The 12,545-nt window shown below is 50.5% G+C and carries 9 protein-coding genes and 1 pseudogene; all 10 read right to left on the bottom strand.

The features are described 5' to 3' along the window. Positions 1-45: 45 nt before the first annotated feature. Positions 46-996, bottom strand: coding sequence for an ABC transporter ATP-binding protein (locus C7R92_RS03925; protein WP_106833323.1), 951 nt, complete (start codon positions 994-996; stop codon positions 46-48). Beyond that, complete coding sequence (locus tag C7R92_RS03920) at positions 993-2,015, bottom strand: ABC transporter ATP-binding protein (protein WP_167403181.1); 1,023 nt, start codon at positions 2,013-2,015, stop codon at positions 993-995. The genes C7R92_RS03925 and C7R92_RS03920 overlap by 4 nt, the downstream gene beginning before the upstream one ends. Positions 2,016-2,035: 20 nt before the next feature. Beyond that, complete coding sequence (locus C7R92_RS03915) at positions 2,036-2,971, bottom strand: ABC transporter permease (protein ID WP_167403183.1); 936 nt, start codon at positions 2,969-2,971, stop codon at positions 2,036-2,038. 9 nt (positions 2,972-2,980) lie between these two features. Next, the gene (locus C7R92_RS03910) at positions 2,981-3,913 is read right to left on the bottom strand and encodes an ABC transporter permease (RefSeq protein WP_106833321.1); all 933 of its coding nucleotides are present in this window, start codon (positions 3,911-3,913) and stop codon (positions 2,981-2,983) included. Between the two features lie 15 nt (positions 3,914-3,928). Beyond that, on the bottom strand, positions 3,929-5,362 hold the full coding sequence (pepV, locus tag C7R92_RS03905) for a dipeptidase PepV (protein WP_106833320.1): 1,434 nt from the start codon (positions 5,360-5,362) through the stop codon (positions 3,929-3,931). Further along, positions 5,359-7,434 carry a sigma-54 interaction domain-containing protein gene (locus tag C7R92_RS03900; RefSeq protein WP_106833319.1) on the bottom strand — a complete coding sequence of 692 codons (2,076 nt, stop codon included), beginning with the start codon at positions 7,432-7,434 and terminating at the stop codon, positions 5,359-5,361. The genes pepV and C7R92_RS03900 overlap by 4 nt, the downstream gene beginning before the upstream one ends. A 75-nt stretch (positions 7,435-7,509) precedes the next feature. Beyond that, positions 7,510-9,174 carry a peptide ABC transporter substrate-binding protein gene (locus tag C7R92_RS03895; protein WP_106833318.1) on the bottom strand — a complete coding sequence of 555 codons (1,665 nt, stop codon included), beginning with the start codon at positions 9,172-9,174 and terminating at the stop codon, positions 7,510-7,512. 81 nt (positions 9,175-9,255) lie between these two features. Next, positions 9,256-10,281 (bottom strand): asparaginase, encoded by a 1,026-nt coding sequence (locus tag C7R92_RS03890; RefSeq protein ID WP_106833317.1) that lies wholly within the window; start codon positions 10,279-10,281, stop codon positions 9,256-9,258. Positions 10,282-10,638: 357 nt separating this feature from the next. After that, entirely contained in the window at positions 10,639-11,679 is a 1,041-nt protein-coding gene (locus C7R92_RS03885; RefSeq protein ID WP_106833316.1) for a BMQ_0737 family morphogenetic spore coat protein, read from the bottom strand. Position 11,680: 1 nt separating this feature from the next. Continuing rightward, positions 11,681-12,545: pseudogene (locus C7R92_RS32550) on the bottom strand (hypothetical protein); the annotation flags it as partial.

Below are 12,545 nucleotides of genomic sequence, written 5' to 3'. Positions count from 1 at the left end.
GAGAAAGGGCTGTCCCACCGATCGGGAACAGCCCTTCTTCCTCTCTTACGACTCTATCAAATGACAAGCCAGCCAATGCCCGGGCTGCGCCTCCTGCCACTTCGGCACTTCTTCCGCACAGCGAGGTTGTACGAGTGGGCAGCGTGTACGAAAACCACAACCACTCGGCTTGTTGGCTGGACTCGGCAAATCTCCCTGCAAAACGATACGCTCCCGCTTCACCGTCGGGTCAGGCACTGGCACAGAAGAAAGCAACGCCTGCGTATAGGGGTGCAACGGACGAGTGTACAGCTCATAGCTCGATGCAAGCTCGACCATTTTTCCCAAATACATGACGCCAATCCTGTTGGAAATATGTTTGACCATGGACAGATCATGTGCGATGAACAAATAGGTCAATCCGCGATCATGCTGCAAATCCTCTAATAAATTGACGACTTGCGCTTGAATCGAGACGTCGAGTGCGGAGATCGGCTCATCAGCAATGATAAATTCCGGTTCCACTGCCAACGCCCGCGCGATTCCGATCCGTTGGCGCTGTCCCCCACTGAATTCATGCGGAAAGCGCTGCGCATGATCCTTATGCAAGCCCACTAGATGGAGCAGTTCGGCCACACGCTCTCGTCTCATCCCGCTATTCAAATGATGGATGTCCAAACCCTCTGCAATGATATCCTCCACGGTCATACGCGGGTTCAGACTGGCTTGCGGGTCCTGAAAAATCATCTGGGCATCCCGATTGAACTGCCCCGCTTCTTTTCCCCGAAGCTGATGAACATTCTTCCCTTTGAACAGCACTTCCCCATCTGTATGATCATATAGGCGAATAATGGTCCGGCCTAACGTAGACTTCCCGCAGCCACTTTCGCCGACCAGACCGAACGTCTCCCCTTTGTTGATCGTAAACGAAACACCATCGACTGCTTTCAAATCAAATCCCGTTCCAAGCGAAAAATACTTCTTCAAATCGCGAACATCAAGCAAAGCTTCTGTCATATTCCCTGCCTCCCTGCTGCCACCAGCTCCTCTATTCGCGGTGCCCGTGGATCGTGGAGCCAGCAGGCTGCCTGATGTCCACGCCCGAATTCGCTCGTCACGGGCATCTGCTGTTCGCATATCTCCATCGCAAAATCACAGCGGGCAGCAAACGGACAGCCGACGGGCGGATTGAACAAATCTGGAGGGCTGCCTTCGATGGGAATCAGCCGTTGCTTTTCACCTTCATCCAGACGAGGGAGGGAGCGCATCAGTCCCCATGTATACGGGTGACGAGGATTTGCAAAAACGTCCTCAACCGTCCCAGTCTCTACCACCATTCCTGCATACATGACAACCATGCGATGAGCGATCTCGGCTACGACTCCCAAATCATGGGTAATAATCACAACCGACAACTCCTGTTCCTCTTGCAGTCGCTTGAGCAAATCCAAAATTTGCGCCTGAATCGTCACATCCAGTGCTGTCGTCGGCTCATCAGCAATCACCAGCTTGGGCTGGCAAGCAAGAGCAATCGCAATGACCACACGCTGGCGCATCCCTCCGCTGAATTGGTGCGGGTACTGATCGATTCGCTTTTCCGGATCGGGAATTCCTACGAGTGAAAGCATCTCTATCGCTCGCTTTCGCGCTTCCTCTCGCGATACTTGGTGGCTGCGAACGAACCCCTCTACGATTTGTGTCCCTACCTTCATCGTCGGATTGAGCGCTGTCATCGGGTCTTGAAACACCATGCCGATCTGCGTTCCGCGAATACCCAGCAGCTCTTTTTTGGGCAGGTGACTGATTTGGGCTCCTTCAAATACAACCTTTCCCCCGACGATTTTTCCAGGTGGATTCGGAATTAATCCCATGATCGCTTGAGCCGTAACGCTCTTGCCACATCCACTCTCGCCTACGATGGCAACCGTCTCCCCTTTGTCCACGTAAAAGGACACTCCCCGCACGGCTTGAACCTCACCACCATACGTCTTGAAATTCACCCGCAAGTTATCGATTGTCAGCAAATGCTGAATCATCCTCATTCCCCCTGTCGTCTCTAATCGCGTAGACGTGGATCAAGAGCATCCTGCAAACCGTCACCGAATACGTTGAAGGCGAACATCGTCAGCGAGATCATCAATGCTGGGAAAAAAAGTCGCCACCAATCACCCGTTAAAATAACGCCCAAGCCATCGTTTGTCATCGTCCCCCAACTGGCGACGGGAGCTTGTACACCGAGTCCAAGAAAGCTGAGAAAAGATTCCGCAAAAATCGCCGATGGAATCGTAAAGGTCAAATTGACGATAATAACGCCAAATGTGTTGGGAATCAGATGCTTGAGCAAAATTCGTGAAAACTTCGCTCCCAGTACTTGGGCAGCCAGAATGAACTCTTGATTTTTCAATTGTAGGATTTGTCCGCGCACCAACCGCGCCATGCCGACCCAACCAGTAGCAGAAAGAGCAATAATAATCGTCAGCATTCCCGGCTCCATCACGACCATGAGCAAAATGACGACCAGTAAATACGGCAACCCATACAAAATCTCGATAATACGCATGATGATCGTATCGATGCGATCCCCTCGTTTGCCTCGCCCTGCCATATAGCCTGCAATTCCCCCGACTGTCACTCCGATGACCAGGTCGATCAATGCTGCGACAATGCCAATCGTCAAAGAAATCCTCGCCCCGTACCACGTACGGGCAAACATGTCACGTCCTAGCTCATCCGTACCGAACCAATGCTCCGCGGAGATTTCCTGATTTTTGGTCAGCAAGCTCTGGTCGGAATAACTATACGGCACGAGATTCGGTCCAATAATCGCCATGCCAACCAAAGCGAGAATAATGAACAGCCCAAGCATAGCCAGCTTGTTTTTCAACAGCTTCCGAATGACCTGCTGCCCATTGCTGAGACTGGGTCGTGCAATGACATTCGCCTGCGTGTTTTTCGCCAACGGGCGAAATAACGGGTCCACTTTGTGCTCCATCGCCACAGTTTATCTCTCCTTGTTGGTCAGCTTGATCCGGGGATCAATCAGGGTGTATGCGATATCAATCAGGAAAATGGTAAAAATCAGAATCGCACTGTAAAAAATAGTCGTACCCAAAATGACCGGATAGTCACGGTTGAAAATACCGTCTACGAAATACTTGCCAATGCCGGGAATCGCAAAGATTTTCTCCACGACAAAGGTCCCCGTTATCAAACTGGCAATCAAAGGTCCGAGAAAGGTGACAACAGGCAGAATCGCATTGCGAATTCCATGTCTGACGACGATGATAAACATGGGAATACCCTTTGCTTCTGCTGTTCGAATGTAGTTCTGGTTCATGACTTCAATCATGCTGGCACGCATGTAGCGGGTAATGACCGCAACTGGACCAAAGGCGAGCGCCAGTGAAGGCAGTATTGTATGCAGCCAGGTCCCCCATGTCGCAACGGGAAAGAGCGGCAGCTTGATCGCGAAAAAATTGATCAGAAGCGGTGCCATAATGAAGCTCGGGATCGCTACCCCCAACACAGCAAGCGCCATGGCAACGTAGTCCAGCCATTTGTTGCGATTGAGTGCTGCGATGATTCCCAACGAAATTCCGAAAAGGAGTGCAATCCCGATCGCTTGCGCACCCAACCACGCAGATGCACCAAAGCCATCGGAAATCATGTCATTGACTCCACGAGAGTCTGATTTGATGGATGGTCCCAAGTCGAGTATTAACAGATTTTTCAGATATAAAACGTATTGAACAGGCAACGGCTCGTCCAAGTTGTATTTGGCACGTAAATTATTGAGAATTTGCTCTGGGAGCTGATCCGACTCGGAGGCAAACGGGTTCCCCGGAATGGCATGCATCAAGGCAAACGTCAGCGTCACGATAATCCACAGAGTGACGAACATCATCAAAATACGTTTTACGAGATAGTTTGACATGGAAGTCCTCCTCGTTTACTTAGCCAGCTCGTAAATGGCATGCGCGTAAATCGCCATGGCACGCAGCAGGTCGTCAATCTCGGCATATTCATCAGTCAGATGGGCCATGGATTCCTTGCCTGGAAAGAGCGGGCCGAATGCAACACCATACGGCATGATTTTGGCATAAGTTGCTCCTCCTGAGGAAAGTAGGGTCGCTGGCTCTCCCGTGTGCTCCTCGTACACCCGCGACAAGGTTTGGATCACAGGATGATCTTTTGGCACATAATGCGACTTGGATGTTCGCAAATCGGCAATCGTCCAATCCAGCTCTGCCGTCCTTTGCTTCAATTTCTCAACGTATTCCTCACAGGAAACAGTCGCTGGATAACGGATATTGAGCCGAACTGTCCCCCCTTCGCTGGAATCGTAACGCAAAATTCCCGCGTTGACCGTCAGCTTGCCTGACACTTCATCCTCGCAAGCCATATGTAGATGGTGAGCAAAATAATCTTCATGCAGGACGTCAGACAACATCGTAAGAAAGGACAAGCAGGAGCCACCAAACGGGTACGAGCGCAAAAAAGTAGCCAACAAGGTTCCCGCATTCACGCCCTGGAATGGCGCCATCCCATGAGCCGGCTTTCCTGCGAGCGTGAATTGCAATTGTCCCAGCCCTACCAGTTCCATACGACCAGTTGTGTGGTTTTCATTCAGAAACATTTCCCATTCTTCCGCCAATCGAGAAAGGACTACCTCCTGCCGTGCCTGAGAGTCCAGTCGTACAAGAGCGATTGCTTTTTCGGGAACACTGTTGCCTTGATCACCGGAGACAAATGACGCTAACTGCCATGCTCCATTTCGTTCGATTGGTTCGATCACTGGAATCGTCAATGTCGGGTTGATCTGCCCCTTCTCGGCATGTGTCATCGGGAAGGAGGAATCTGGTGAAAAGCCAATCGGCGGGATGCGATCATGCTCGGCAAAATGCTTCATGCACAGCCAGCCGCTCTCTTCATCTGTTCCGATGATCATTCGCACACGTTTTGTCAGTGGCAAACCTGAATCCTTGACCATCTTCAACGCGTAGTACGCAGCCATCGCTGGGCCTTTGTCATCAATCGCTCCACGCGCATAGATGCGACCATCTCGAATGCTCGGTTCAAAAGGCGGGGTCGTCCAACCTTCTCCCACAGTGACCACATCGATATGAACGAGCACACCGATCTCTTCTTCCCCGTCGCCGAACTCGATTGTCCCTGCGTAACCATCCAGGTTTTTGATCTGGAAGCCATCCAGCTCACCGCGAGCGAGCATTGTTTCAAGCGCTGCGGCAACACCTTCGCCAAATGGCTTTCCTTCTTTTGCCGTCGTCATGTCTTCAATGCTGTTAATGGAAAGAAAGGATTTCAAATCATCCAGGTACTGCTCTCTTTGCAGAAGCGCTTGCTGCCGCCAGTAATCACTCATATGCGTTCCCCTGCTTTCATCTGATGTAGATAGGCAAGAAACGATTCACCTTTTGAGGAAATCTGACTCCCTTGTCTTCCTTTTCCCACTTGAATCAGCTCATCCTGCTGCAAAAGTTTCAGCCGATAGCGCAGCTGTTGCAAGGTAACCGAGTGGCCTCTTTCTTGTAACTGTGCAAGTAGCGTATAGCGTCCACCGCTTCCCTGCCCCAGCTCCTGCAAAATAGCCGTGATTTCATCCAGAAATCCTCGTTTTTTATATTCAGTGACGATGATTTCACATTCCTTGTTTAGACCATCTACAGGCAACGGCGCTTCTGGTATTTCCCGCAGAAACGGCAAATGATACGGATACGCTTCATCCTCGACGACGTGTGCTAAATACTCAATCACATTTTCGAGCTCACGAATATTTCCAGGCCAATCGTACTCATGGAGCGCCCGCATGGCTTCATTGGTCAACGTAAACGGTGGGCGGCGCAAATCATAGGAATATTTCTTCATAAATTGATGGGCCAACCACGGGATATCCTCCCGTCTGTTTCGCAGCGGTGGCAAATGAATCGGCAAGATATTCAGACGATAATACAAATCAGCACGGAAGGCTCCTTCCGCAATCATCCGCTGCAAATCTTGATTCGTTGCTGCGATGACGCGAATATCTGTCGGGATGATCTTGCTGCCGCCTACGCGCATAATCTGGCGTTCTTGCAATACACGCAGCAGTCTGTTTTGAATAGCCGCGCTGGCATCTCCGATCTCATCAAGAAAAATGGTCCCTTTGTGGGCCAATTCAAACCAGCCGATATGTCCACCTTTGCGCGCTCCGGTAAAAGCCCCTTCTTCATAGCCGAACAGCTCGCTTTCCAAAAGAGATTCCGATATGGCAGCGAAGTTGACCCCGACAAACGGCTCTCTTCTGCGTGGCGAAGCGTTGTGGATAGCCTGGGCGAGCAATTCCTTCCCTGTCCCTGTCTCTCCCAACAACAGCACTGTGGAGTTGCTTCTTGCGATTTTGCGGGCAATCTGAATCACTTTTTGTACAGGCACGCTCTCCCCATAGAAATCATCAAATTGGTACTTGGCTACCAATCCTTTGCTGTAAAGGCGCATGCGGTAATCGTGCTCCAGCTTTTCAATTTCTGCAGCCTGACGAAACAAAAGCAGACTCCCGAGAAAGCTTCCTTCCATGACGATGTGCATTTTGCGGAAAAAGTAGGTTTTGTTCGCCCAATCTACCAAAACATCTTTGTTCTCTTCACACTGCCGGATCAACTGATAAAAATTCGCAGGCAAGCAATTGGACGCCCGCTCACCGACGAATTCATTCCCTTCCAACTGCAACGTTTCGATTGCTTTCTGATTGACAAAACGGATGTTTTCTTTTTCATCCATGGCAATCACCGCGTCCTCGATCCGATTGACGATGGCCTCCAAATATTTACTCAACAGATGCGCATGCTGAATTTCGTTGTTTAGCTCTTTGGTGATATCGACCAACGATTGCATGGCGCGTGCGGTCACCTTTTGAAAATTGCCGTTTTTAAAATGAGAGTAGATGGCAAGCCACGTAGATAAATCGATGATCCGATACCCGATATCGACAACTTTGCGAATATGTGGGGGGACATGCTCTGCCTCTCCTGGCGTTACAGCAATCTCAATGTCAGGTGGATAGTCAGCACCTGGATAGTAGGGATACAGTTCAAAATCCATCCCAGAGGCACGCAGCAATTCCACATTTTCTTCAGCAGTCTCTTTGGTGTCACTGACGAGAAGCACTTTCACGCCTTTCGGAATTTCCAGCATGCCGCGCAAATTATGGTATGGCAGCATTCGCTTGGCGATGATGATGCTGGATTCTTTTGGCACATACGTTTGTACAAGTGGGATAATGCTTTTGGTGGATACAATGACGAGGGCACCAGGCGTGATCGGGCGTAACGGAAGCTGGTCGACTCGCATCGCCTCGACATGGATATCATCGCCGATCCCCAATTCATGATACTGACTAACGACGGACTGTAGAAACTCATCCATTCTTGCAATAAATATGATCGATTTTTTGTCCATATCAGCCGCTCCAAGATGTAAAGTGAAGACAAGAACGTTTCGAATATTCGCTCTTGTCTTCGCTTATTTTACTTATTACTTATTGCCGATTTCTACCCATTTGTAGTCAATCGTACCAACTGGATGGCGAACGATGCCTTTTATGTTTGGCTGCTCCATAAATACTTTTGTCCCGAAATAGATAGGTACGAGTGGCATATCATCCATGAAAATTTTCTCCGCGTCATGCATGAGATTGAAGCGCTCTGTTTCGTCGGCAGTGTTGCGAATCTTCTCTACCAGTGCGTCATACTCTTTGTTGCTGTAGTTGACACGGTTTCCAGGATGGTCAGTCACGAACAGCTCCAGGTAATTGACCGGGTCTCCGTAGTCAGCAGGGATCGTCGAGCGGGAGAATTGAAGACTGCGGGCACGTTGTTCAGCCAGGAATACTTTCCACTCTTTGTTTTCCAGCTTCACATCTACCCCGAGATTTTTCTTGTACATTTCCTGCAAAACTTGCGCGATGGCCTTGTGCGCATCACTGGTGTTATACGTCATGGTGACAGGCGGGAGGGTCGTCCACCCTTCTTCCTCCAACCCTTTTTTCAGCAGTGCTTTTGCTTGCTCTACATCGTTATCCTTGAAGAAATCCCCGTCCTTTGTGCGGAAATCCGCTCCGTCTGGCTCTGGGAAGCCTAATGGCACGTGAGCCATGGCAGGTGTCTGTTTCCCTTGCACGACATTGTCGATCAAGGTCTTGCGATCGATGGCCAGCGCAAATGCTTTCCGAATGTTGGCGTTAGTGAATGGAGGAATTGTCGTGTTCATCCGGTAGTAGTAGATGGACGCTTCCGTTTCTACCTTTGCTTCCCCAGAATCGATCAACTGTTTCTTCATATCGTTTGGAACGGTCTGGATCATGTCGAGCTGACCTGTTTTGTACATTTGGAATTGCGTATTTTCATCGTTGACCATGACAAACTCGATTCCCGCATATTTGATCGAATCACGGTCCCAGTAGCCGTCGTTTTTCACCAGCTTCACTGATTGGTCATGAACCCAATCTTCCATTTTAAACGGTCCATTCGTCACGATACTTGCAGCGCCTTCCGCCCATTTTGGATTACTCTCCACGACTTTTTTATTCACCGGGAAGAAGGTCGGCTGCGTCAGGATGTGGAGGAAGTAACCTGTTGGCGCCTTCAGCTTTACCTCAAACGTCTTCTCGTCTACGGCTTTTACCTGTACGCCGTCTGCATTTCCTGTTCCTTTGTTGAACGCTTCTGCTCCATCGATGTAATAGGCGAGGAAAGCAGACGGGAATGCATGGTTCGGATCGACAATGCGTTTAAACGCAAACTCGAAATCCTGCGCTGTCACTGGTTCACCATTCGACCATTTGCTATCGCGCAGTGTAAAGGTATACGTTTTCCCATCCTCACTCACTGCCCATTTCTCGGCCATGGCTGCTTGCGGCTTGTGATCCTTGTCCAGTCGAACCAAGCCTTCCATTGTGGCATTCAACACTTCGTTTGAAGTACTGTCAAAGCCTTTTGGTGGATCGAGCGAAGGTGGTTCCGTCTTCAGATTGAGCTTGAGTTTTGCAGCAACATTGGCTTGTCCACCTGTATCTGTGGACGCTTGACCTGCTGTACCTCCCCCGGCTGGTGGCGTTGCCGACTGACTACAACCGGTAATGGCAAGAACAGTGACAAGTGCAGCGGTACTAAGCAGCTTCCATCCTTTTCGCATGTTCATTGCATGTGACCCCCTTTTCTTTTTTAAACAACAATTAGCCTTTGTTGCTTTATGAATAAACGGCACTGCTGGGAATGCCATTTATACACGTAAAGAAAAATCTGTCTTGGTGAGACTAAAGGATGTCTTGATCCGTCCAACAACGTTACCACTCATGTTTGTAATAGGCGGGTTTGTATATTCCGCGAGCGTTTCCAAAAGACCGTCCATGCCGATTCCCAGTTGACGAAGCACTTCATTGACGACCGGATTGATCGCCCGTGGTCCTCCATCCTCGATTTTGATGGCAATGCCCCATCCTGTTTCTCTATCGCCCAGGCAGTACACGGACTCGGCGCCAGCCTTCCCTACGATACGACCGCCAAAGGCTGTCATGAGGTCTGTGCAATATCGATTCTCGCCTCCGACCATTTCGGGATGAGCGGTCATGGCATCCGTAATTCGCTGAACGGCTTTTCGTCGCTCGGTATTCTCGATCACCTCTGGTCTTGCCAGCTTGGCGAATGCCCACGCGTAATGGGCGAGCGGCAATTGATGGACGGGAACCCCACATCCATCTGTCCCGAGGTTGATTTTGTCTTTGGGGTAGCCTGTTATGTCTTCGACTACATCAAGAATCCGCTGTTGCACTGGATGCGTAGGCAAATGATAGGTAGTCACGTCCTCCCCCATATGTGTCGCGGTGGCAATCATGCCGGAGTGCTTACCAGAGCAATTCGAGAATACAGGTGTAAGCGGCTTGCCCTCTCGAATCAGCTGTTTATAGCTCTCCTCATGACGTGGCACATGTGTCCCGCATTGCAATGTCGCTTCTGGCTGACCTGCTCGCGTAAGCATAGAGAGCGCACGTGCGCGATGGCGTGGCTCTCCACTATGAGAAGCACAACAGAGCGAAAGATCAGCCGGCTCAAAACCATACCGATCTGCCGTCCCCGTCTCGATTACCGGAATCGTCTGCAACGGCTTCATACTGGAGCGTGCATATGTAAGGCGATGGGGATCACCGTACGAATAGAGCAATGTCCCCTGCGAATCAACGACTGCGATATGTCCGAGATGTGAGCTCTCTACCTGTTCTCCCCGGTATACGTTGGCAACGACGTTCATAGCAAGTCTCCTTTGTGTGCAGAAGTTTGAATGTTTGCTCTTTTCTAACTAAGCAAATAGTGTGCCAATAACTAAAAAAATACGCAACAGGTGGAGTTTGGCTATTTTCTAGAGAAAAAGAGCAACCCTTTCCCTAGAATGGAACAAGAACAGGCTAACTCATTGTCTGAAATAGGTTCACCTTAAAAAGTAACAGGGTGACATTTCTATGTTCATTTCAAAACGGAGTACGATCAGAACACTGCCATAAGCCTATGAGCCACCGCGTTTAGCAGAAAGCTTTGCACGCTACGAAAAAAAGAGACGTTCCCTATGAAACGTCCCCTTGGCTCGTGTTGTGATCCTACTTTGTCCCGCCTAATCCTGACTCGGGAAAATCGATTGGCATTGCCGAGGAAATACGAAAGAAGGGCAACGAAAAAAGGGCGTAGGAGTAGGAGCAGGGATGTTATTTGGACGCGGGGAACAAAATTTCCCCAGCACCTCCATTTTGACTTCCGCATGTACCTGAATCTCCTTGCAGATGATCACTTCCAATTCGACCCTTCCGCCAAGTAGAAAGTGTGCATTCGGCGTGCACTCAATACCTGTGATCCGGCAGGTGATATTGTTTTCGTCCAAAGGCTCAGGCAAGCATAGAATCACTTCATCGTCGAACGAAACGACAACCGGGAATTCGAACAAAAAGTCACCGTTCGCAAAGACGCGGAGTAGGACAGTTGCCTGAAAAACAAACTGTACCATACCTGCCAGAAAAGTCGTTTGATTGATTGTCATCTGCACTCTTCGAACGTTGACGATCCTACAAGAAAAATCGGAGACACATTCCGTGTGTGAGCGATGAAAGAGCGGAAATGGCGGAGGAACGACAGGCTCTATGCATTGAATAGAGATGTCCTGACCAGATTGTATGGCTTCATCAACCAACGGAAGGAATTCATCAGGGATGGATACCTTGCTCCGTTCCCGGTTCGTAGAGACTACCCAGTCGTATACCTCTTGAACCATGATGCATCTAGCCTCCAAATTGTTCGGGATCGGAGGCGTGGCAGTTGGAAATACGTTCGTAACTGTAACAGTAAACGAACAGGAGCTCGTATTTCCAGCCGCATCCGTTGCCGTGCACGTCACCACTGTCATTCCCTGCGGAAACGCCATGGTCTCAACCACTTCCGCTACAGGTAAAGACGGGAAATTGTGAACGACGCCGGACGGACTGCAGGAAATCGAGACGATACCGCAGCTAGGACTTGTCGCTGTTACCATGTACGTTACCGTGCCGAAATCCACACCTGGTTCCGTACCGGTGCTGATATCAGGGGGACAGGTGATGGTCGGGGGTTCGACGAAAGGAAAACTGATGATGACCTGACCATTGCCAAGCCCAATCCTTGTCAAGTTAAGCTGATTGCTCCCCCCGTTGAATGAGCCACCTCCTCCACCGAGCCCACGAGACTAGAGGAAACAAGGGATCTAATCCGTTTCCGCCGCCGCCACCACTAAAGCCTCCACCTCCTCCACCGCCACTAGCTCCGCCTCCGCCGCCTCCTCCAAAACCGCCAGTTCCGCCTCCACCATCAGGAGCTCCACCCGCGCCACCGGCATTGATCGCGGTTCCACCTCCGCCTCCACCTGGGGAGGAAGAACCATTTCCAACAATGCCTGCTCCACCGCCTCCTCCATCGTCTGGCGCTCCCGCACCACCACCTAACCCATTGATCCCTCCAGCTCCGCCAGCCGCTCCTGCCGTTCCGCTTGTGGTTAAAGCTGCATCCCTTCCAGGCAGTAAATTGGCTTCCCCGCCTCCGCCACCCGCTGCTACGAGCAGATTGGCTGCTGTCACCGGGTTTATAGTCCGCCATACAAATGTACCGCCACCGCCACTTTGACTATTTCCCATTCCACCAACCAAAACGGTCAATACTTCACCCGGCGTGACGGAAAAATCCCCCTGAATGAACGCTCCTCTGCCAAAATCAAGTGAACCTCCGCCTCTCGCCCCTACTGCCTGTATCGTCATAGAAGTAACACAAGGAGGGACGACGAAAGTCTGAAGCTCGCCCGTAAAATTGAGTGTAACAGCCGCAAACGTGATGACTACGATACCATCGCCTGTTCCCACACCGGAAACGTTTTTCTGATTGAGTCCGGCATTAAAGGAACCTCCGCCTCCACCTCCTCCGAATGATTCCACAAGGTTTGTACCACCTCCACCCCCACCGCCGCTGTATCCTCCACCGCCGCCGCCACCTGCGCTCCCTGCC

The sequence above is a fragment of the Brevibacillus porteri genome (genome assembly GCF_003013475.1).
In the GTDB taxonomy this organism is placed as follows: Bacteria; Bacillota; Bacilli; order Brevibacillales; family Brevibacillaceae; genus Brevibacillus; species Brevibacillus porteri.
Note: the sequence above shows the minus strand (reverse complement) of the source record. Positions and strands in the feature narration are given on the sequence as shown.